Genomic DNA, 21,720 nt, shown 5'->3' with positions numbered 1-21,720 from the left:
GAATGAGCGAACGACGCGGCAAGGCGCCGCCGAAGAAACTGCTGATCGAGGAGCGCCGGCGCGCCATCGTCGAACTCCTCCGACAGGAAGGCCGGGTTACCGTCGATGACCTGGTCACGCGCTATGCGGTCTCCGCCGTGACGATTCGCGGCGACCTGGAAGCCCTGGAACTGGCCGGCTCAGCCAAGCGCTCGCACGGCGGCGCCGTGCCAGCGGAACCCTCGCCCCAGGATGTGCCCCTGCTGATCAAGGAGACCCGCCGGCTCGCGGAGAAGCGCCGCATCGGCGACGCGGCGGCGCGCATGGTGGGCGATGGGGAAACCATCATCCTGGACTCCGGCTCCACCACCGTGGAGATCGCCCGCTGCATCCGCCAGCGCAAGTGGAGCTCGCTCACGGTTATCACCAATGCGTTGAATATCGCGCTGGAACTCAGTGGGCTGCCTACGGTGCGCGTGATGATGCTGGGCGGCATGCTGCGGCAGACGTCCTATTCACTGGTGGGCATGGACGCCGAACGTGCCCTCGCCCGCCTCTCCGCCGATCGCCTGTTCCTGGGCGTGGATGGCCTGGATACCAAGGTGGGCGTGACCACGCCCGATCCTCAGGAAGCCAGCCTCAACGCACTGATGGTGAAGTGCTCACGCGAAGTGGTTGCCGTGCTCGATGCCAGCAAGATCGGCCAGCGCAGCCTCGCCGTCATCACCCCCATCAGCGGCATCAACGTGGTGATCACCGACACCAGCGCCCCGAAGGACGCCATCCACGCGCTGCGCGAACAAGGCGTGGAAGTCCAGTTGGTCTAAACCACCCTGCACGCTCGTCCTACCTTGCCCGCTGCCGCAGGGGCACGCCTCGCACAACGACATCAGCGTGATGCGATATCGGGCATGTGCGGCGTTCCGCCGCGCAACGTGCCGTCAGGAAACATGTGTTCACTGAAGAAATCGATGAATACGCGAAGCTTGGGCAGCACATGGCGGCCTGACGGCCACAGCAGATGGAAGCTGCTCGACGCGTCGAGGTAGGCATCGAGCAGCGTCACCACCGATCCATTCGCAAGCGCGTGCCGGGCGGAATGATCGGGCACGAAAGCGATGCCGTGGCCACGCGCGGCGAAGTGCACGCGGCTCTGGATATCGTTGCACACGAGTGATTCGGGCAGGCGCAACTCCGCGCCACCCCGCAGCGGCCACACCTCGAGTCGGCCCGTGCTTGGGTAGCGGTAGTGCATGCACTTGTGCCTGACGAGATCGGCAGGTGTGCGCGGCGTGCCGTGTTCGCGGAGATACGCGGGCGATGCAATGAGGTAGCGATTGAAACTACCGAGGTAACGCCCCGCCAGCCGCGAGTCGGCCGGCTCGCCCACGCGCAGCACGGCATCGAAACCCTCCTCGATCACATCCACCATGCGGTCGGTGAAATCCAGATCGAGCACGATATCGGGGTAGGCCGCGACGAAATCCGCGAGCACCGGCAAGACGAGATCGTTGACGGTTGGCAGGCTCACCCGCAACCGCCCTTGCGGGTTACCCACGCGTTCGGAGAGTTCGGTTTTCGCGGCCTCCGCTTCCGCGAGAATCCGTCGGCAGCGGGCGAGGAACAAATGCCCCTCCGCAGTGAGGGTGACGCTGCGCGTGCTGCGGTGGAACAGGCGCACCCCCATGGAGGCCTCAAGGCGGGCGACGCTCTTGCCCACGGCCGCGGCGGAGACGCCGAGCACACGGCCGGCATCAACGAAGCTGCGCGTCTCGGCGACACGGACGAAGGTGTGCAGGCTGCCGAAGCTATCCACAGCAGATTCCCGATTGCGGACATTTTTGTCCCTTATGAGGCGAACTCTACCCGGCTTTATCCGCTATCGCATCCCACCTATGCTCGTTGCCATTGATTTTCATGGAGATTCCCGATGACCCGGATGCAGAGGGAGGCTACGGCCGTACCCCACGTTTTCCCCTGGACCGGCCTGCTGTGCCTGGCCGCGGCGGGTTTCATCACGATCATCACCGAGGCGCTGCCCGCCGGCCTCCTGCCCACGATGAGCGCGAGCCTGGGCGTGAGTGAAGCGCTGATTGGCCAGCTGGTGACGGTGTATGCGCTGGGTTCGGTGCTTGCGGCCATCCCCGTGGTCGCCCACACGCGGCGCTTCAACCGGCGGCCGCTCTTGCTCACGGCCATTGCCGGCTTCGCCGTGGCGAACACGATCACGGCACTGTCGGGCTCGTACACGCTGATCCTGGCGGCGCGGTTCGTGGCCGGCGTGAGTGGCGGCCTGCTCTGGGCGCTGGTGGCGGGGCATGCCCTGCGCATGGTGCCTGGCGAACGGCAAGGCCGGGCCATGGCGGTGGCGCTGGTCGGCGCACCGCTGGCGCTGTCGCTGGGTATCCCCGCGGGCACCTGGCTGGGCAACGCCATCGGCTGGCGCGCCACGTTCGGCATCATGTCGGCCTTCAGCGTGGGCCTCTTCGCGTGGGCGCGTTTCGCGCTGCCGGATTACCCTGGGCTAACGAATCCTGGGCCGCTTCGCCTGCGCAAGGTGATCGCCCTGCCGGGTGTCGCGCAGGTGCTGGGCACCCTGCTCGTCTTCATCCTGGCGCACAACATCATCTACACGTACATCGCGCCACTCGTGGCCACGGCGGGTGCCGGCGCCGCGGTGGATCGCTACCTGCTGGTGTTCGGGCTGGCGTCGGTCGCTGGCATCTGGCTCGCGGGTGCGTTCGGTGATGCGCACATGCGCGCGCTCGTTGTCGGCGGTGTCATCGGCTTCCTGGCCTCCGCGCTGGCCATCGCGATGTTCCCGCACGTACTGCCGGTGCTCGTCGCGGCGCTGGCGGTATGGGGAGTGGGCTTCGGCGCCACGCCCACGCTGTTGCAGACCGCCCTGGCACGCAACGCAGGCGAATCGGCCGATGTCGCGCAGTCGCTATTGGTCACCGGCTGGAACGTGGCACTGGCCTTGGGCGGCATCGTAGGCGGCGCCGTGCTGGACCGCGCCGGTGCAGGCGCGCTGGCATGGAGCACCCTGCCACTGATCGTGGTGGCGCTGCTTATCGCGTGGCGGCCAGCGGCATGGCGCCGCCCGGCCGCCTAACCCTGTGAATCAGGTGCCGTCGGCCGGCACTTCCACCACGTCGCGCACGCTGTACACATCGATCGCGTACGGCGCGGCGGCATCGCCGGTGGAGGTGAAGCGGCCGAACACCGTGGCATCCGCACGGACGTTCTTCTCGGAGATGATCCGGCGGAAACTGGATACATCGCGCTTGCGGCCGTTGCCATCATCGATGGTCAGGGCGACACCGCCCTTGCAGGTCGCATCGGCCAGCGTGGCGACCTTGCCCTCGCTGGTGGCGACGCCACGCACGGTCACCGTGGTACCCACGTAACGCGCGGCGGTACCCAGCACGGTGCACAGGCTGTCGGGCGGAGTTTCGTCGCCACGCGCAAAGGCAGGGCTGGCGGCAAAAACAAGGCCCAGGGTGACCCCCGTCACCCGGATGAAGGTTGGCACATTCATGGTGATTCCCCCGTTGTTACGGGCCGAAAAGGCCCTGCCGTATGGACGGCTGAACGGAAGATCCCCCCAATGCCGCAACGCGTCAATAAGAAAAATGGGCATGCAACTGCGCTTAGAATGGCTTCCATGGCCGCTTTCCCCGCCCAACCGGACCTCAGCCTGCGTAGTTACGACGGCGATACCGGCACCGACCGCCACGACTGGGCGCAACTGGTGCTGCCCGTCCGCGGGTCGCTGACCCTGGACATCGCTGGCCGCGAAGGCCGCCTGGGTGTGGCGCGCGCAGCTTACGTACCGACCCAGGCGTGGCATACCACCATCGGCGACCGGCCCAACCAGTCGCTGGTCCTCGATGTGGCAGGGGTCGATATCCCCGATGCCCTTGCCGATCGGTTGGCCAGCGAGGCCTTCGTACCCATGGCACCGCCCGCGGTGGCGCTGGTCGACTACATGCGCCTGCTGGTCGAGGAGGGCACGCACGGAGCGGATCAGCTCGTGCGCTGGGTACCCCTGCTACTGGATGCACTGGGCCGCCAGCGGCCACGTCCGCTTAGCCGGCTACAGGCCATGCTGGCCGCCGTGGAAGAGGCGCTCGCCCTGCCATGGACGGCGGCTGACATGGCCCGGCACGCCAACCTCAGTACCAGCCGCGTGCACGAGCTCTTCCGTGCCGAACTCGGCACGACCCCTCGCGCGTGGCTCGCCGAGCGGCGCCTCGCGCGTGCCCGCGAGTGGCTGGCGCGCTCCGACCGTCCTATCGCCACGATCGCGACCGAGGTCGGTTACGGCGACCAGAGCGCCATGACCCGAGCGATGCGCGACGCGATGGATACGACGCCCGCGGCCTACCGCCGGCAGCAACGCGAGGCGGCGACAAAAATCCCGTAGCCCCTGCCAAGCCCATGGCGCGGTAGCGCTGCCATCATGGCGGTGCGTACTTCAAGGAATCCGCGTGGACGGCAAGGCCAACCTGACCCTGGGCATCCTCTTCGGCATCGTGGCCGGGGCACTTTGGGGCACGGTGTTCGTCGCACCGCAGCTCGCTCGTGATTTCACCGGCCTGCAACTGGCTGCGGGGCGTTACCTTGTTTACGGGGTGGTTTCCGCGGTGCTGCTTGTCCCGCGCTGGCCGGCGCTGCGTGGGTGGATGGAACCACGCCATTGGCGTGCCCTCGTCGGGCTCAGCCTGCTGGCAAACATCATTTACTACATCGCGCTCGCCACCGCCGTGCAATGGGGTGGTGTGGCCATGGCCTCGCTGGTCATCGGCTTCCTGCCCGTGGCGGTGACCGTGGTGGGCAGCCGCGCCGTGGGTGCGGTGCCGCTACGACGCCTCGCGCCATCGCTGCTGTTCAGTGCCATCGCCATCCTCTGCATCGGCGGCCAGGCGCTGGCCGGCGGTGGCGCGTTCGAATGGCGCCGGGCCGTGGGGTTTCTGTGCGCTGTCACGGCACTCGTCTCCTGGACGATCTATGCGTTGCGCAACGCACGGTGGCTGCACGAGCTACCGCATGTCTCCGCCCACGACTGGAACCTGCTCACGGGCCTGGTCACCGGTGCGCTTTCGCTGCTGCTGGTGCCTGCGGCGTTGTACTTCGATACCACCGCGCATACGGTGGTCGCCTGGACGCGCTTCGCCGCGATCAGCGCCGGCATGGCCGTGCTCGCATCGATCCTGGGCAACAACTTCTGGAACCGCATGAGCCGCATGCTGCCGCTCACCCTGGTCGGCCAGATGATCCTGTTCGAAACCCTGTTCGCGCTGCTCTACGGGTTCCTCTGGGAATGGCGCGTGCCTGTCCTCACCGAATGGATCGCCATGGCGTGCGTCGGCCTGAGCGTGATCACCTGCCTGCACGCCCACCGTCGCTGACTGGGTCCACCCTAGGCTTTACCGGCGGCAATATTCACGCTGATCGCAATGATGAACACATTGAAGAAGAACGCGATCGCGCTATGCATCAGCGCGATGCGCCGCAGGTACCGCGTGCAGATCTGCACATCCGAAACCTGGAAGGTCATCCCGATGGTGAACGAGAAGTACGCGAAGTCCCAGTAGTCCGGATCCTCGTCACCGGGAAAATCCAGGCCCTTGTGCTTGTCGCCAAAGTTGCCGTAGAACCCGTGCGCGTAGTGCAGTGCGAACAGCGTATTCATGAACGCCCAGGCCAGGATGATCGTGCTGGCGGCCACGGCGATAGCGATCGCCCCGCCCTTCTGCGCCGATTCCAGCTCCGTGCTCACCGCCACGAGCACCGCAGCCGATAGCACCACACCCGCCAGCAGCGTGGTCCAGCGCCCCACATCCTGCGCCTTCGCCTGCGCCTCGATCGTCGCCTTATCCGCGTGGGCGAAGATGCGAAGGATCAGCAGCAGGTACACCAGCGCGCCAAGGTCAAACCCCAGCATGAACGACAACGCGTGGGGGATGCGTGTCGTCTCCAGGATGCCGATCGTGACGGCGGCGACGAGAGCGCCTACCAGCAAACGGGGGCGGGCCTCGACGTAGCGCCGGGCCCACCAGTGGGGTTTGGGCTGTCCGGTCATGGGGCGGACTATAGCCGGTGGGTGTGAAGTCGGCGCGAGAAGCTTTGGCCCCTACAGGAGCGTGGTCGCTTTCTTTAGCACCGCGGTGGCCTTGCGAGTTGCTTCCGTGGTCAGCGCGATTTCTTGCGCGGCCTGCTTCCAGTCCTTTGCGCCGATGGCGTCGCCGATGCCGGGGAGTGGCGCAACCTCTTCGCCTTCCTTGCGGCTGGGGGCCTGGAGGAGGTGGCGGTACCAGGGGCGTTGCGGTAGCCCAGCGGGCTGGAGCCATACCGTCGCGAATTCGCGAAGTGCCGCGTTGACCCTGGCCGCCTTTGCCGCAGGCAGGTCGCCTGCTCGGGTAGCGGCGGCGTCGTACGCAGTGGCCACGGCGAGCAGTTCCTTCTGCGCTGCCTGCAAACCGGACAGGTCCAGCGCCTGCCAGCGATCGTCGATGCGTGCCGGTGGTGCCAGTTGGCGATACGCGACGGAAGCAAGGCGATAGGCATCGGCGTCAACCAGTGCGTTGTGCCTTGCCGCGTCCTGGTGCGCCTTCAACGCACCGGCCTGTAGCCGGTCGATATCCTTGCCTAACGATTGCGCGAAGGTCGTGTATCGCCACGGCAGCGCGTCGGCATTCGCGGTGCGCAGCACCAGACGCGCATTGGTCTTAGCCAGCAGGCTCACGTAAGCCAGGCCCGGATCACCAAACCGCTGGTAGTGCGTGTACGTGTCGTACAGCGAGTGGTAGATCGGCACGCTCTCTTCGTCGCCGTCGCGGTCGTAACCGTAGCGCACGTGGAGCGACGGCACGCCGAAGCGGTGGGCAAACGGCAGGTAATCGGAGCCGGTACCCAGGCGTTCCGGGATGATCGTGCCATCGGCGTCCTTGCCCTTCTCCGCCGCATCCACCGCGCGCTTCGCCAGCCGACGGGCCTGTACCGTCGCACCGGTTTCCGGATCACGCAGGTCAGTGGCCACGCCATCAATGAGTGCGGCCAGCGAGGGATCGCCGCCGGCGGAAAGGAAACCGCGCCCCGTGGTGTCGTTGTTGAGATAGAACACCGCATGCGTCGCAAGCTCGGCAGCGTGGCGCTCCGCCCATGCCTTCGAGCCGAGGATGCCAAGCTCCTCGCCATCCCAGCTGGCGAAGACGAGCGTGCGCTTCGGCCGCTGCCCTGCCTTTGCGAGTTCGCCAAGCGCCTTCGCCTCGGCGAGCAACGCTGTGGTGCCCGCCAGCGGATCCCATGCGCCATAGACCCACGCATCGTGATGCACGCCGCGGATCACCCATTCGTCCGGCCAGGTGCTGCCCTTGAGCGTGGCCACCACGTTGTAGAGGGTGCGCCATTCCCACGGCGAAGCGACTTCGAGGTGCACCGGTGCATCGCCGCCGACGTGATACGTGAGCGGCAAACCACCCTGCCACCGCAACGGTACGGCCTTGCCGCCCAGCGCACTCAGGAAATGCGCCGCGTCGCCGTAGCCGATCGTGACTACCGGGATCGACAGATCGGCCGTGTGGTGTTCCGTTTGCAGGGTCTTCGCCCCCTTGGCATCCAGCACGCTATCGATCCCCAGCGTGCCACGTTGCACGGTGCGATCCGTGCGCCAGGCACCCGTGGGGTACACATCGCCCTTCGGGAAACCGTCGGCCTCGGGATCGGAATAGATCACCACACCGACGGCACCGTGCTGCTGGGCCAGGCGGGGTTTCACCCAACGGCCGGCCCCGCTGGATTTCACCAGGACCACTTTGCCCTTTACCGATTCACCAAGGCGATCGAGCTCATCGTAGTCCCGTGCAAGCCCCTCGTTGACGAACACCAGCGGCGCATCGACGCGGCCATCGGGGCTGTACGACTCCATGCCAGGCAGGACGCCTGCACGATGGGCCGTGTCGGGATCGCCCGCCACCTCAGGCTCCGTGAAGTCGGCGGCATAATGATCGCCGCCGACCAGCGACAGCTTCTGCGTCGTCGGATACGCCACAAGCACACGCACCGGCTCCACCTTCACATCCCAGCCCCAGCTACGCAGGCTGGCCGCGATGAAGTCAGCATTCGCCTTGTTGTGCGGCGAGCCGACATGGTTGGGCGCGGAGGTCAGCTGTTTGAGCCACCCATCCAGATCGGCTTTGGCGATGGTGCCGTCCACGCGCTGCTCGATACCGCGTTCCGCAGCGGCGGCGGATGGGCCAAAGCCCACCAGCGGAGCCTCCTGCGCAGCGACTGCGCCGGCGGCGACGGCGAGAACAAACGAAGTTAAAAGTACACGCATGCTTATCACTTCCAACGGTAGGTCACGCTGGCGTAGTAGTAACGGCCGTTCCAGCTCAGTGGCGAGAACAGGCTGTACTTGAAGTTACCATTGGTGGAGTTGGCGTACTTCACCTGCTCCGGTCGCGCGTTGGTCACATTGTCGGCGCCCGCCGTGAACGTCCAGCTATCCAGCGTGTAATCCGCGGAAAGGTCCAGCGTCCAGCGGTGGTCGAAGTTCTGGTCGAGCGCCGCGCCGCTGTTGCTGTAAACGGTGTAGCTGCCGTAACGCTGCACGTTGGCGTGGCCGCCCCAGCGCCCGTGCAGGTAATCAAAGCCCACATCCAGCTTGGTACGCGGGTTCGTATCGCCCAGCAGGCCCAGCCGCTCGCGGCGCTCCACGCGCTGCACGGCGACACCCAGCTCATCGAGGATGGCCGGGTTGGGCTTCACCTTCGTCACTTCGTTTTCGTTGTACGCCCAGCCGAGCGTCGTATTCAGGCGATCGCCATTGGCGAAATCGAAGCCGTACTGGCTGACGAAGTCGATACCCCGCGTGCGCGTATCCACGGCATTGGTGAAGTAGCGGATGGACTGGTAGTTCGCATCCACGCCGTTCGCGGCGAGGTAGGCGTTCACCGCCGGGGTATTGACCGGGATGTTCGACGACAGGTTGATGCGGTTGGTGATCTTGATCCAGTACACGTCCACGCTCACGTTCCAGCCAGTGAGCGGCTCCGCCACCAGGCCCAGCGTGGCGCTGCGCGATTTCTCCGGCTTCAGCTTCTCCGCGCCCAGCAGCGAGGCCGCCGCCGCATCCACCGGGAAGGTGCCCGACTGCACCAGGACCTGGCCCTGGCCCAGGTCCTGCAGCTGCGAGGAAATGTCCGCGTAGTGCTGCTGCACCAGCGTGGGTGCGCGGAAGCCGGTACCCACGCTGCCACGCACGGCGAAGCGCGGGGTGAAGTCGAAGCGGCCGGACAGCGAGCCCGACGTGGTGCCGCCGAAATCGCTGTAGTGCTCATGGCGGCCCGCGAGCGACACCGCGAAACGATCGGTGAGATTGGTTTCCAGGTCGATGTACTCGGAGACATCGTGGCGCTGCCAGTTGCCCTGCAGGTCACCGGTGATGCCGCCATTGGCGCCGTACTGCGACACCGCATCACCCGGGGTCACCTTGTACGCCTGGCGCAGGTATTCCAGGCCGAACGACACGCTCACCGAGTTCGGCAGCCAGCTCGGCGTGAACTCCTTGCTGATATCCACGTTGCCCGTCTGCTGCTGGGTCTTGTAATCCGCGCCCTGGATGAAGAACGGTGTGTAGCCATATGCCTTATACCAGTCGGCATTGATCGAGTGGCTGCGCTGGTCGTACTCATTGGAGCCGTGCGTGGCGGAGACGTCGTAATGCCAGCCATCGCCCAGCTCGCCGCGCAGGCCGGCCGTGAGCGTGGTATCGCTCACGATCGGGATGCTGATCGGCAAATAGCCTTGCGGGTAAATCGCCGGCACGTTGGTGGAGTCGCCGCGGTGCCGGTACAGGCTGGCCGTTTCATCGCGGTCGCGGCGGTAGATGGCCGTGAAGTACACCTCGGCCGCCTTGCTGAACTCGTACTGGCCGGTGAGCGATACCTTGTTCGACTGCACGGCCGGGTCACCCAGCCAGTACACCTTCTTGCCGTAGGTCGTGCCCACGGCCGAGCTGCCGTAGTCGCGGCCCGCGCGGTTGGTCCCGTCGTTGTTCTGGGTATCGATCGCCACGTGGATCGAGCCCTTGTCGCCCAGCTTGAAGCCGGTATCGGCGCTGAGCTGGCGTTGCAGGCCGTCACCCGCATCGTAGCCACCGAACTTCGCGGTGACCTGGCCGCCCTCGCCGCCCTTCTTCAGGATGACGTTGATGACGCCGCCGATCGCATCCGAGCCATAGCGTGCCGACTGGCCATCGCGCAGCACCTCGATCCGCTCGATCGCGGCGATGGGAATCGCATTCAGGTCCACCGGATTCGATCCGCGGCCGATCGCACCTCCAAGGTTCAGGAAGGCGCCGGCGTGCTGGCGTTTGCCATCGATCAGCACCAGCACCTGGTCCGGACTGAGCCCACGCAGCGTGACGGGCCGTGCCACTTCGGCACCGCTGATCGTAGTGGGCTGCGGGAAGTTCAAGGATGGCACCAGCCGCGCCAGCGCCGCCGTGAGCTGGGTGGCGCCGGTCTGTTGGAGCTGCTGCGGCGTGATCACATCGATCGGCTGCAGCGAGCTGGAGACGGTGCGTTCGGTACTGCGCGTGCCGGTGACGATCACGGTATCGAGATTGCTGGCCTTGGCGGCGTCCTGGGCCTGCGCAGTGCCCGCAAGGGCCAACGACACGGCGATGAACAACGGCGCGCGACGGCGCATGGAACGGTAAGACATGAGGTGCAATTCCCCTGGGGATGAAAATAAGCAACGAGCGCCCGTGGCGGCGCGTGAGCGACACCAGGGTGACAAAAGGATGGACGGCAGGGACGGCGACGTAGGCCGCGGGCGAACCCGCGGTCTTTACTTCGTCAGCGCGCTACAAGCGTGGAGATGGCGCCAGGATCAGCCCAGGCAACAACAACACGCGCGCACCACGAAACATCGCGGCATGGCCGCGGACATGTTCGGGAGGTTGGGCGTGTGGTGGTTGTGTGTGTTCACTGGGAGGTTGTTTCGCCTGGCTGTTGCCGCCCGAAGGCGGCGGATGGCAGTGGGCCGCGGCCATGGAACGGTTGGCCGCCTGCCATTTGTTGCACCGCGTCGTGCATTTGTCAACTCAACACACTTCGCCAAAACGGCGACGCCGGCCCTATGTCATCATTCACGCCTACGCACGAGGCCTATCCCCATGAGCGATTACGACGACGATTACGAGTACGAACGCGAGCACGACGACGAGGAAGAAGACAGCGTCGAATCGCAGGTCTGGCACCTTCTGCTCCTGATCAATCCCGGCGACGAAGACGCCGCGATGCAGCAGTTCACCGCATACCGCGATGACGTCGAAGAGGAAGGTGAAGACGACCCCATGGCCATCGTGGCGAAAGTCATCGACTGGCGCTCGGGCTTCGAGGTGGATGCTGACGACACCCGCGCGCTGATCGAAGCGATCAACGAGCTGGTATCGCGCTGGAGCGGGGTCGAGATCGACTGGGGTGGCGACCCCGATGACGACGAGTTCCACGAAGAGGTCGACGGGCCCGAGATCTTCTCGCGCGCGTTCGATTCGCTGAACGAGCGTGGCTACACGCTGTGGTCGCGCGAAGCCGATGAGGACGATGTCTACGCCGGCTGGATCACCTCGTCGCGCGACGATGAGCAGATGCGCGTACTCGCCACCCAGCTGGGCATCAACCTGCGCCTGGGCAAGGATGTGATGTAACCCGCGCGCCTCACGGCACGCCCATGCGCTCCTTCAGCAGATCGATGAAGGAGCGCACTTTCACGGTGGGCTGGCCGGCGTACACGGCATAGACACCGCCAGTGGGTAGTTGCTGGCCAGGCAGCAACGCGACAAGCCGCCCCGCCACCAGGTCGTCGTGGGCGACGTAATCCGGCAGCACGGCGATGCCGACACCGGCCATTACCAGCGCATGCACGGCCAGCGTGCTGTTCGCGCTGGCCACCGGGTCCACCTGCACTGCCTTCGCTTCACCGGCCGCATCGGTGAAGGTCCATCGGGTCGGTGACGGCAGCACCGTAAGGGCGACCCAACGGTGCTTCGCGAGCGCTTCGGGGGTGGCAGGCACCCCGTGCTCGGCAAGGTACGCCGGCGTAGCAACCAGACATTGCCGCACATCGGCCAGCTTCGCCGAACGCAGTGACGAATCACGCAGCCAGCCGATGCGGATCGCCACATCGAACCGTTCAGCGATCAGGTCGACGATGGTGTCGCTCACCACCAGTTCCGGCCGGACCTGCGGGTAACGGCGCACGTACTCGGCCAGGGCGGGGGCCACGATAAAGGGGCCATGGTCGCCGGCCGCGGCGATACGCAGGGTCCCCATCGGCGTGTCGCGGCATTCGCCCAGGCGCGTGATCGCCGCCTCGGCATCGGCCACCACCCTGGCGCAATCCTCGTAGAACCGCTCACCGGCATCCGTGAGCGACATTTTCCGCGTGCTGCGCAGGACCAGGGTCATACCCAACTCCTCCTCCAGCTTCGCCAGGTGCTGGCTGACCATGGCCTTGGTGGTGCCCAGTTGCTCGGCGGCCGCCGTGAACGACCCGGCGCGGATCAGGGTGACGAACACCGCCAGGCGATTGAGGTTGATGTCATTAGCCATGGGGGCACCCGGCAATCGTAAAGTCATACTTTACGATGAATTGCGAAATAAGGTGTTTTTGCGAAACGATGAGAGGCGCATGCTAACGGCCAGCTCCCTTCCCATCGCAAGGACCCTCCATGAACATCGTGCTCTTCGGCGCCACCGGCAACATCGGCAAGGTCATCCTGCAGGAGGCCCTGGACCGTGGTCACCACGTCACGGCCATCGTCCGCGACCCCGCCAAGCTGACCGTGCAGAACCCCCATCTGAAGGTGGCCAAGGGCGACCTGCTCACTCCGGCGAGCTACGAGGCCGCGCTCGCGGGCGCCGAGGCCGCTATCGCCAGCGTCAACGATCCCAACCCGGACAACGTGCCGAAGCAGGCCGAGGTGCTGCTCGATACCCTCGCGAAGGCCGGCGTAAAGCGCTTCGCCTGGGTGGGTGGCGCCGGTTCCCTGGAAGTGGCACCGGGCGTGCGCGTGATCGACGACCCGAACTTCCCGCCCGCATGGAAGCCCTCGGCCATGGGCATGGTCAAGGCGCTGGAGGTGTTCCGCGCCAGCAAGGCGAACATCGACTGGACCTTCATCAGTCCAGCCGCACACATCGAGCCCGGCGAGCGCACGGGCAAATACCGCATCGGCGGCGACCAGTTGCTGGTCGATGCCCAGGGCAACAGCCACATCTCGCAGGCGGATTACGCCATCGGCCTGCTCGACCGGCTGGAAAAAGGCGACGCCGCCCGCAAGCGGATCACGCTGGCCTATTAAGCCTCCTACAGACGCAGCGGCCCCCGGCCGCCCAACCGGGCTGCGGGGCCGAGCGGCTATACTTGGCCGCATGAACTATCGCCACGCCTACCACGCCGGCAACTTTGCCGATGTCATGAAGCACATGGTGCTCGTGGCCCTTATCGATGCGCTGAAGCAGAAGGCCACCCCCTTCTGCTACATCGACACCCACGCCGGCAGCGGCCGTTACGACCTGCGTGGCATGCAGGCCCGCAAGACCGGTGAGGCCGACGAGGGCGTCGCCCAGCTGAAGGCAGCCACCGGCCTGCCGCCGCTGCTCTGGAAATGGCTCGAGACCGTGCGCGCCTGCAACGAAGGCGACGACATCCGTTACTACCCGGGCTCGCCGTGGATCGCCGCGCACCTCATGCGCGAGAACGACACGGCGCAGCTTTGCGAGCTGCATAGCGAAGAAGCGGGCAACCTGCGCCAGTTGTTCCATCACGACGGCCGCGTGCACGTGCACAACCGCGATGGCTACGAGGCCATGAAGGCCCTGGTGCCCCCGAAGGAAAAACGCGGCGTCGTACTCATCGACCCACCGTTCGAACAGCAGGATGCCGAGTTCCGCGTCATCGAAAAGGCGCTGAAGGCCGCCATGGAAAAGTGGCCCACCGGCATGTTTGCCGTGTGGTACCCGATCAAGCTACGCAGCCACGTGCAGCCGTTCCACCGCTGGCTGGCCACCAAGAGCGGCGCCAAGCGCGTGCTCATGGCCGAACTGCTGCTGCACAAGGATGAGTCCCCGCTGCGCCTCAATGGCACGGGGATGGTAATCGTGAACGCGCCGTGGAAGCTCGATGAAGCCCTGCGCGATAGCCTGAAAGTGTTGCCAAAGCTGCTCGGCCAGCCCGGCGAAGCCGAATACCGGCTGACCTGGCTGGTAGAGGAAGGCAAGGATCCGGCGCCTCTACACGTGGCGCATCCACCACGTTCAGTACCAAGGCGCTAAAGTCAGGTCACACGCCAGGAGCCGACCCATGCGCCCGTCCACCGTCCGCCTCGCTGTCCCTGCTGCCCTGCTCACGCTCGCCCTTGGCGGCTGTGCACCGGCGCCCATCTACAAGGCCACGCCGAACACGGTAGCCGTACCGCCGGCGCAGGTATCCCGTGAGCCGGAGCGCTATGGCAGTTCCGATGTGATCTGGGGTGGCCGCATCGTGCAGGTCAAGAACTACGCCGACCACAGCGAAGTCGAGGTCCTGGCTTATCCCCTGGACAGCTCGCAGCGCCCCAAGGCGGATGACACCGGCAGCGGCCGCTTCATCGCCGCCATGCCCGGTTATGTGGAAAGCCTCGACTTCCCGGCCGGTGGCCTCGTGACCTTTGCCGGTCGCCTCAACGGCACGCGCACGGGCAACGTCGGCCAGGCCAGTTACACCTTCCCGCTGGTGTCGGTGAACCAGTCGCACGTCTGGACGGCCAAGGAAATGCAGGGCGGCCATCCAAACGTCAGCTTCGGTGTGGGCGTCGGCGTCATCCGGTAAGATCTTGCGATCTTTCAGGGACAGGGAACCACATGTCGGGCCACGCTGATTCAAAGCGCGCGATCTTCCTCGCGCTCGGTGCCAACTTCGCCATCTTCGTCGCCAAGCTGGTCGCCGCCCTTTTTACAGGGTCCGGCGCCATGATGGCCGAAGCGGTGCACTCGCTGGCCGATTGCGGCAACCAGGGGCTGCTCCTGCTGGGCATGCGCCAGGCCAAGCGGCCGCCCTCCCCGGACTATCCGTTGGGATGGGGCCGTGCCCTGTACTTCTGGTCGTTCCTCGTCGCCATCCTGCTGTTTAGCGTGGGCGGCATGTTCTCGGTGTACGAGGGCGTGCACAAGCTGACCCACGCCGAACCGCTGAGCTGGCCATGGCTGGCCGTGGGCGTGCTTGTATTCTCGATCGCCACCGAAGGCGTGTCGATGCATGGCTGCATGCAGGAAGTGAACAAGGCCCGCGGCGACCAGCCGCTGTGGCAGTGGTTCCGCGAAACGCGCGCCAGCGAACTGCTGGTGATCTTCGGTGAAGACCTCGCCGCGTTGATCGGCCTGTGCCTGGCCCTGGCTGCCGTGGTGCTGACCATGATCACCGGCAACCTCATCTTCGATGCCATCGGCACCATCTGCATTGGCGTGCTGCTGATCGTCGTGGCCGTGGCCGTGGCCCGCGAGGTCAAGGCGCTGCTGATCGGCCAGGGCGTCGAGCCCAAGCGCCGTGCCGAGATGGTGGCGTTCCTCGAGGCACGCGCGGAGGTCGACCAGGTCTACAACCTGCTGACCCTGCAGATGGGCCCCGATGTCATGGTGGCGATCAAGGCGAAGATGGCCCCCACGCCCACGCCCCGGGCCATGATCGAGGCCATCAACATCGTCGAGGCCGATTTCAAGGCCCGCTTCAAGGATGTGCGCTGGAGCTTCTTCGAGCCTGATTACGCGGACTGACGGGCGACAAGCCTACAAAGCGCTGACGCGGCGGCCTGTACAATGGTCGACTTATCTGTTTGAAGACGCCCCGAACCGATGCCCGTAGCCCTGCCCCGCCCGCCCCTGCCCGCCAACGCCAAGACCCGCCGCTATTGGGCCGTGCCCCATGGCTCGTCCTGGGCCCTGGAAGTGGCGGAGGCGGCCCGCGCGCACGATGGCCTGCTGGTGGTCGTGGTGCGCGATACGCGCAGCGCGGATAACCTCGAAAGCGAACTGGGCGTCTTCGCCGGCGAGCTCCCCGTGCTGCATTTCCCGGACTGGGAAACGCTGCCCTACGACGTGTTCAGCCCGCACCCGGAAGTGGTCTCGCAGCGCATCGCCACGCTGTACCGCCTGCCGGCGGTCAAACGCGGTGTCCTGGTCGTTCCGGTTGCCACGCTCATGCAGCGTATCGCGCCGCGCACGCACATCACCGGTTCGGGCCTGGTGCTGCGCAAGGGCCAGAAGCTGGATATCAGCGCCGAGCAGCGCCGCCTCGAGGCGGCGGGTTACCGCAACGTGCCGCAAGTGGCCGAGCCGGGTGATTTCGCAGTGCGCGGTGCGCTGATCGATATCTACGCCATGGGTGCGAGCGAGCCGTACCGCATCGAACTGTTCGATGACGAGATCGAATCGATCCGCACGTTCGATACCGAGACGCAGCGCTCGCAGCACCAGGTGGAAGGTGTCGACCTGCTGCCCGCCCGCGAATTCCCGGTGACGGATGAGGCCGCCAAGGCCTTCCGCACGGCGCTGCGTGATCGCTTCCCGATCGATGTGCGCCGCTGCCCGCTCTACCAGGACATGAAGGAAGGCGTGACGCCCGGCGGCATCGAGTACTACCTGCCGCTGTTCTTCGCGAAGACGGAAACGCTGTTCGAGTACATCGCGGATAACGCCCTGTTCGTGCTCGGCGAAGGCGTGCTCGAATCCGCCGCTGCCTTCTGGCAACAGGTGGGCGACCGCTACGACCAGCGCGCGCACGATATCGAACGCCCGGTGCTGCCGCCCGCGGAGATCTACCTTCCACCGGACAACCTGCGCGAACAGCTGAACAAGCAGGTCCGCATCGATGTCGTCGAGAAAGGCCACGAACACGCCGTGGACCTGGGCACGCAGCCGGCCCCCGAGCTGCCGCTCAACCGCAAGGGCGAAGAGCCTGGCACGGCGCTGCGCCATTTCCTTGCCCATTACCCCGGCCGCACGCTGATCGCCGCCGATTCGGCAGGCCGCCGCGAAGCGCTGATCGAGCAGCTCGCCGGCGCAGGCATGAAGCCGGTGAACACCGAGAGCTGGAAAACGTTCCTCGCTGGCGATGAAAAATTCGCCATCAGCGTGGCATCGCTCGAACAGGGCTTTGCCTTGAACGAGCCCGCACTCACCGTGCTGACCGAGCGCGAATTGTTCGGCGAGCGCGTGCGCACCGAGCGACGCAAACGCGTCGGCGCGGCGCGCGATCCCGAAAGCATCATCAAGGACCTGACCGAGCTGCAGATCGGCTCGCCCATCGTGCATATCGACCATGGCGTGGGCCGCTACCAGGGCCTGTTGACCCTGGATGTCGGCGACATGCCGGGTGAGTTCCTCACCATTGAATACGCCAAGGGCGACAAGCTGTACGTGCCCGTGGCGCAGCTGGGCCTGGTCAGCCGCTACACCGGCACCGCACCCGAACTGGCGCCATTGCATTCGCTGGGTGGCGATGCCTGGGAACGCGCCCGCAAGAAGGCCGCCGAGAAGGTCCGCGACGTGGCCGCCGAGCTGCTGGCGATCTACGCCCAGCGCGAAAACAAGGTGGGCGAGGCGCTGTCGGTGGATCGGCAGATGATCGAAGAGTTCGCCGCCACCTTCCCGTTCGAGGAGACGGCCGACCAGCAACGGGCGATCGATGCCGTGATCGTCGACCTGGCCGCGCCGCGTGCCATGGATCGCGTGGTCTGCGGTGACGTGGGCTTCGGCAAGACCGAGGTCGCGCTGCGCGCCGCGTTCGCCGCCGCCACCGCCGGCAAGCAGGTGGCCGTGCTGGTACCGACCACCCTGCTCGCGCAGCAGCACTATCGCAACTTCGCGGATCGCTTCGCCGACTGGCCGGTGCGCGTGGAGGTCCTCTCCCGCTTCAAATCGAAGAAGGAAGTGGATAACGCGCTGGAGCGCCTGGCCGATGGCCAGGTGGATGTCATGGTCGGCACGCACAAGCTGCTGCAGCCCGATATCCGCTTCAAGAACCTGGGCCTGGTCATCGTCGATGAAGAGCAGCGCTTTGGCGTGCGCCAGAAGGAGCAGTTGAAGAAGCTGCGCGCCGAGGTGGACCTGCTCACCCTCACCGCGACGCCGATCCCGCGCACCCTGAACATGGCCATGAGCGGCTTGCGCGACCTCTCCATCATCGCCACGCCACCGGCGCACCGCACGGCCGTGCGCACGCTGATCTCAACCTGGCAGCCAGCCCTCGTCCGCGAGGCGATCCAGCGCGAGCTGGCCCGTGGCGGCCAGGTGTATTTCCTGCACAACGAAGTGGAATCGATCGAGCGCCAGGCCCGCGAACTGGGTGAACTCATTCCCGAAGCACGCATCCGCGTGGCCCACGGCCAGATGCCGGAGCGCGAACTGGAACAGGTCATGGCGGATTTCCACCGCCAGCGGTTCAACGTGCTGGTGTCGACCACCATCATCGAGTCGGGTATCGACATCCCGACCGCCAACACCATTATCGTGAATCGCGCCGATCGCTTCGGCCTGGCACAGCTGCACCAGCTGCGTGGCCGCGTGGGCCGTTCGCACCACCGCGCATATGCTTACCTGATCGTGCCCGACCGCAAGGCGATGACCCCCGATGCCGAGAAGCGCCTCGAAGCGCTGGCCTCACTCGAGGAGCTGGGTGCCGGCTTCACCCTCGCGACCCACGATCTCGAGATCCGTGGCGCGGGCGAAATGCTGGGCGAGGAACAATCCGGCCAGATCCAGGAGATCGGCTTTGGCCTCTACACCGAGCTGCTGGATCGCGCGGTGCGTGCATTGCGCTCGGGCAAGATCCCTGACTTCGATCTCACCTCGGAACACGAGACCGAAGTCGAACTGCACCTGCCGGCGCTGATCCCCGACGATTACCTGCCTGACGTGCACACCCGCCTGACCCTGTACAAGCGCATCGCCAGCGCACGTAACGACGAGGGCCTGCGCGAGCTGCAGGTGGAAATGATCGATCGCTTCGGGCTGCTGCCCGACCAGGCCAAGTGCCTGTTCGCCGTGGCCCAGCTGAAGTTGATGGCCACGCCGTTGGGTATTCGCAAGGTCGATTTCGGCCCTAATGGCGGGCGCATCACGTTCCGTGAAAAGCCGGATATCGATCCGGTGGCACTCATCCGCCTGATCCAGCAACAGCCGCGCATCTTCAAGATGGATGGGCAGGACAAGCTGCGCGTGATCATGGAGCTGCCCGGCAGCGCCGAGCGCATCCGCACGGCGCAGGAAACGCTGGTGTCGCTGGGTGCGAGGCGCCCGACGTAACCGGTGGACCTGTAGGAGCGCGCTTGCGCGCGATGGGTTCTCGACGGAACCTCCATCGCGCGCAAGCGCGCTCCTACAGGTGTTGCATCAGACCGTGGGCGTGGAGCGCACCAGGTACTGCACGCTGAAGCGTTTGTCGGCGTCCATCCAGACCTGGGCCACCGACAGGCCAGCCTTCCCGGCCATCTGGGCAAAATCTTCCAGCGAGTACTTGCAGCTGTACTCGACCTGCATGGCCTCGTCCTCGCGGAACGGGAACACATCGTGCCCCACGTGCACATCCTGCCGCTTCGTGCTTACCAACGTCGTTTCAATGCGGCCGGCAAGCGCGTTGTAGCGCGCACGATGGCGGAACGCGCCCACGTCGAAATCGGTGCCGATCTCCCGGTTCAGACGCACCAGCATGTTGAGGGTGAAATCCCTCGTGACGCCCGCCGCATCGTTATAGGCGGCCTCGATCTGCGCCGGATCCTTCTTCAGATCCACGCCGACGATAATGCCGCCGCCATCGCTCATTTCAGCGCGCATCTGGCGGAGGATCTTGATCGCTTCCTTGGTTTCGAAATTACCGATCGTAGAGCCGGGAAAATAGATCACCGTGCGGCGCGGCGAACGCGCCGCCACGGGCAGGCGCAAAGGCTGGGTAAAGTCGGCACAGACCGGCTGCATGGGCACGTGTGGGAACTGGTTGGCCAGCTCAGCGACACTCTCCATCAAGGCCGTGCGCGAAATCTCTACCGGTACGTAAGCGACAGGCGTCTCAAGGTGCTCAAGCAACATGCGCGTCTTGATACCACTGCCACTGCCGTACTCGACCAGGCGCACATCAGGTCCGAGCGCCTGCGCGATGTCTCCTGCGTGATCGCGCATGATCGCGATCTCAGTGCGTGTCAGGTAATACTCAGGCTGCTCGCAGATCGCCTCGAACAGCGCCGATCCGCGCTCATCGTAGAACAGGCGGGATGGCAGTTTCTTCGGCTTGGCAGCGAGGCCGCGGCGAACGGTATGCAGGGTGTCTTCGATATCCGGGTGGCGATCATCCAGGCGGATGTCATTCGGTTGAGCGCTCATCGATCGTTTCCAAGTCGTAGCCCCGAAAACTGCCAACGGGCGTGGGGCGGAAAAAAGTTGCGGTAGGTCGCACGCACATGATCAGCGGGCGTGGCACAGGAACCGCCGCGGAGGATCCATTGCCCATTCATAAACTTTCCGTTGTATTCGCCCAACGCACCATCGAGCGGACGAAAGCCCGGATAACTGACATAAGGGCTCATCGTCCATTCCCAACAGTCGCCGTACATCTGGCCGAGTTGTGTTTCAAAGGATGCGGCACGAGGTTGGAACACCCCGCTATCCTGAAGGTTCCCGCGTACGGGTAACCCCGCCGCCATCGTCTCCCATTCCACTTCGGTCGGCAGGCGTGCACCGGCCCAGCGTGCAAACGCATCCGCTTCGAAATAGCTGATATGGCACACCGGCGCATGTGGATCGATGGTGCGGCGGCCCTGCAGGGTGAATTCCGTTTCGCACGCCTCGTCCCAGTACAAAGGGCGCTCCCAGCTTTCTGCCTGTACCGTGGCCCATCCATCGGAAAGCCATAGCGTTGGCGTGCGGTAGCCACCGTCAGCGACGAAAGCACGGTACTCCGCATTCGTGACAGGACGGTTAGCGATGGAACCGGCTTGCCGGTACGTGCGATGACGCGGACCTTCGTTATCGAAATGAAAGCCATCACCGTCATAACCCACGTCGACGATGCCTTCGTCGAACGGCACGAACCGCAACGGTGGAGCAGCAATGGAAAGTGCACGCGGCGCATCGGGAGCGTAGGCGGGTTCCAAGGGGTTCTGCGCAAAGGCGTGCTTGATATCAGTGAGCAGCAACTCCTGGTGCTGCTGTTCATGCTGTACACCCAGCTCAACCAGCCCCGGCAGCTCAGCATCGTCTGCCCGCGCGATGCGTTCGGCGATCGCATCATCGATGCGCGCCCGGTAATCGAGGACCTCGTCGAGCGATGGGCGGGTCAGCAGCCCGCGTCGCGGGCGCGCATGCATGGGACCCACCGACTGGTAATAGCTATTGAACAGGTAGAACCATTCCGGGTTGGGCGACACGTAAGCGTCGTTACGCCCCAGGATGAACTGCTCGAAGAACCACGTCGTATGCGCCAGGTGCCATTTGGTCGGGCTGGCATCCGGCATGGACTGGATAACCGTGTCTTCCGGCTGCAACCGCGCCGCCAGTTCGCGCGTTCGGTGGCGAATGCGCAGGAAACGTTCGGCAAGGGCCACGGCGGAATGCGTGGAGGGGATGATGCCGAGCGGACGAGCGGTCATGCGTCTGTTTCCATGGGCAGCCGACTATCCGTCAGCCATGACGGATGACC

General features: G+C 65.4%; 18 protein-coding genes. 10 read left to right on the top strand and 8 right to left on the bottom strand.

Annotated features, from left to right (window positions below):
• The first annotated feature begins 2 nt into the window (after positions 1-2).
• The gene (gene agaR / locus L2Y97_RS07930; protein ID WP_247435123.1) at positions 3-806 is read left to right on the top strand and encodes a transcriptional repressor AgaR; all 804 of its coding nucleotides are present in this window, start codon (positions 3-5) and stop codon (positions 804-806) included.
• A 62-nt stretch (positions 807-868) separates the two neighbouring features.
• Here the strand turns inward: agaR and L2Y97_RS07925 are convergent, their stop codons facing one another.
• Entirely contained in the window at positions 869-1,795 is a 927-nt protein-coding gene (locus tag L2Y97_RS07925) for a LysR family transcriptional regulator (RefSeq protein ID WP_247435121.1), read from the bottom strand.
• 114 nt (positions 1,796-1,909) lie between these two features.
• On the opposite strand from L2Y97_RS07925, the gene L2Y97_RS07920 reads away from it, so the two are divergent.
• On the top strand, positions 1,910-3,094 hold the full coding sequence (locus tag L2Y97_RS07920; RefSeq protein ID WP_247435118.1) for an MFS transporter: 1,185 nt from the start codon (positions 1,910-1,912) through the stop codon (positions 3,092-3,094).
• 9 nt (positions 3,095-3,103) lie between these two features.
• Here L2Y97_RS07920 and L2Y97_RS07915 read toward each other — a convergent pair whose 3' ends face one another.
• Positions 3,104-3,520 carry a hypothetical protein gene (locus L2Y97_RS07915; protein ID WP_247435115.1) on the bottom strand — a complete coding sequence of 139 codons (417 nt, stop codon included), beginning with the start codon at positions 3,518-3,520 and terminating at the stop codon, positions 3,104-3,106.
• Positions 3,521-3,646: 126 nt separating this feature from the next.
• Between L2Y97_RS07915 and L2Y97_RS07910 the strand changes: the two genes are divergently transcribed.
• The gene (locus L2Y97_RS07910) at positions 3,647-4,408 is read left to right on the top strand and encodes a helix-turn-helix transcriptional regulator (RefSeq protein ID WP_247435112.1); all 762 of its coding nucleotides are present in this window, start codon (positions 3,647-3,649) and stop codon (positions 4,406-4,408) included.
• A gap of 64 nt (positions 4,409-4,472) precedes the next feature.
• Positions 4,473-5,393 carry a DMT family transporter gene (locus L2Y97_RS07905; RefSeq protein ID WP_247435109.1) on the top strand — a complete coding sequence of 307 codons (921 nt, stop codon included), beginning with the start codon at positions 4,473-4,475 and terminating at the stop codon, positions 5,391-5,393.
• An 11-nt stretch (positions 5,394-5,404) separates the two neighbouring features.
• On the opposite strand, the gene L2Y97_RS07900 is transcribed toward L2Y97_RS07905, so the two are convergent.
• Genes L2Y97_RS07900 through L2Y97_RS07890 form a run of 3 tightly spaced genes read right to left on the bottom strand, consistent with a single transcriptional unit; the run spans position 5,405 to position 10,713 of the window.
• Positions 5,405-6,067, bottom strand: a complete 663-nt coding sequence (locus L2Y97_RS07900; RefSeq protein WP_247435107.1) for a DUF1345 domain-containing protein — start codon at positions 6,065-6,067, stop codon at positions 5,405-5,407.
• Positions 6,068-6,118: 51 nt separating this feature from the next.
• On the bottom strand, positions 6,119-8,323 hold the full coding sequence (locus L2Y97_RS07895; RefSeq protein WP_247435104.1) for a M28 family peptidase: 2,205 nt from the start codon (positions 8,321-8,323) through the stop codon (positions 6,119-6,121).
• A gap of 5 nt (positions 8,324-8,328) precedes the next feature.
• The gene (locus L2Y97_RS07890) at positions 8,329-10,713 is read right to left on the bottom strand and encodes a TonB-dependent receptor plug domain-containing protein (protein ID WP_247435102.1); all 2,385 of its coding nucleotides are present in this window, start codon (positions 10,711-10,713) and stop codon (positions 8,329-8,331) included.
• 454 nt (positions 10,714-11,167) lie between these two features.
• Here L2Y97_RS07890 and L2Y97_RS07885 point away from each other — a divergent pair, with 454 nt between their 5' ends.
• Positions 11,168-11,701: a DUF6630 family protein gene (locus L2Y97_RS07885; RefSeq protein WP_247435099.1), complete on the top strand. Its 534-nt coding sequence runs from the start codon at positions 11,168-11,170 to the stop codon at positions 11,699-11,701.
• Between the two features lie 10 nt (positions 11,702-11,711).
• On the opposite strand, the gene L2Y97_RS07880 is transcribed toward L2Y97_RS07885, so the two are convergent.
• Complete coding sequence (locus L2Y97_RS07880; RefSeq protein ID WP_247435096.1) at positions 11,712-12,605, bottom strand: LysR family transcriptional regulator; 894 nt, start codon at positions 12,603-12,605, stop codon at positions 11,712-11,714.
• Between the two features lie 119 nt (positions 12,606-12,724).
• On the opposite strand from L2Y97_RS07880, the gene L2Y97_RS07875 reads away from it, so the two are divergent.
• From L2Y97_RS07875 to mfd, 5 genes are all read left to right on the top strand, one after another.
• The gene (locus L2Y97_RS07875) at positions 12,725-13,357 is read left to right on the top strand and encodes an NAD(P)-dependent oxidoreductase (RefSeq protein ID WP_247435093.1); all 633 of its coding nucleotides are present in this window, start codon (positions 12,725-12,727) and stop codon (positions 13,355-13,357) included.
• 70 nt (positions 13,358-13,427) lie between these two features.
• Complete coding sequence (locus tag L2Y97_RS07870; protein ID WP_247435090.1) at positions 13,428-14,330, top strand: 23S rRNA (adenine(2030)-N(6))-methyltransferase RlmJ; 903 nt, start codon at positions 13,428-13,430, stop codon at positions 14,328-14,330.
• A gap of 28 nt (positions 14,331-14,358) precedes the next feature.
• Positions 14,359-14,865, top strand: coding sequence for a Slp family lipoprotein (locus tag L2Y97_RS07865; protein ID WP_247435086.1), 507 nt, complete (start codon positions 14,359-14,361; stop codon positions 14,863-14,865).
• 32 nt (positions 14,866-14,897) lie between these two features.
• Entirely contained in the window at positions 14,898-15,806 is a 909-nt protein-coding gene (locus tag L2Y97_RS07860; protein WP_247435083.1) for a cation diffusion facilitator family transporter, read from the top strand.
• A 78-nt stretch (positions 15,807-15,884) separates the two neighbouring features.
• Entirely contained in the window at positions 15,885-19,334 is a 3,450-nt protein-coding gene (gene mfd / locus L2Y97_RS07855; protein WP_247435080.1) for a transcription-repair coupling factor, read from the top strand.
• Between the two features lie 87 nt (positions 19,335-19,421).
• Here the strand turns inward: mfd and egtD are convergent, their stop codons facing one another.
• Positions 19,422-20,405: an L-histidine N(alpha)-methyltransferase gene (gene egtD / locus L2Y97_RS07850; protein ID WP_247435078.1), complete on the bottom strand. Its 984-nt coding sequence runs from the start codon at positions 20,403-20,405 to the stop codon at positions 19,422-19,424.
• Complete coding sequence (gene egtB, locus L2Y97_RS07845; protein WP_247435075.1) at positions 20,402-21,670, bottom strand: ergothioneine biosynthesis protein EgtB; 1,269 nt, start codon at positions 21,668-21,670, stop codon at positions 20,402-20,404. The genes egtD and egtB overlap by 4 nt, the downstream gene beginning before the upstream one ends.
• Positions 21,671-21,720: the final 50 nt, after the last annotated feature.

This window comes from Luteibacter aegosomatissinici, assembly GCF_023078495.1.
Classification (GTDB): domain Bacteria; phylum Pseudomonadota; class Gammaproteobacteria; order Xanthomonadales; family Rhodanobacteraceae; genus Luteibacter; species Luteibacter aegosomatissinici.
Note: the sequence above shows the minus strand (reverse complement) of the source record. Positions and strands in the feature narration are given on the sequence as shown.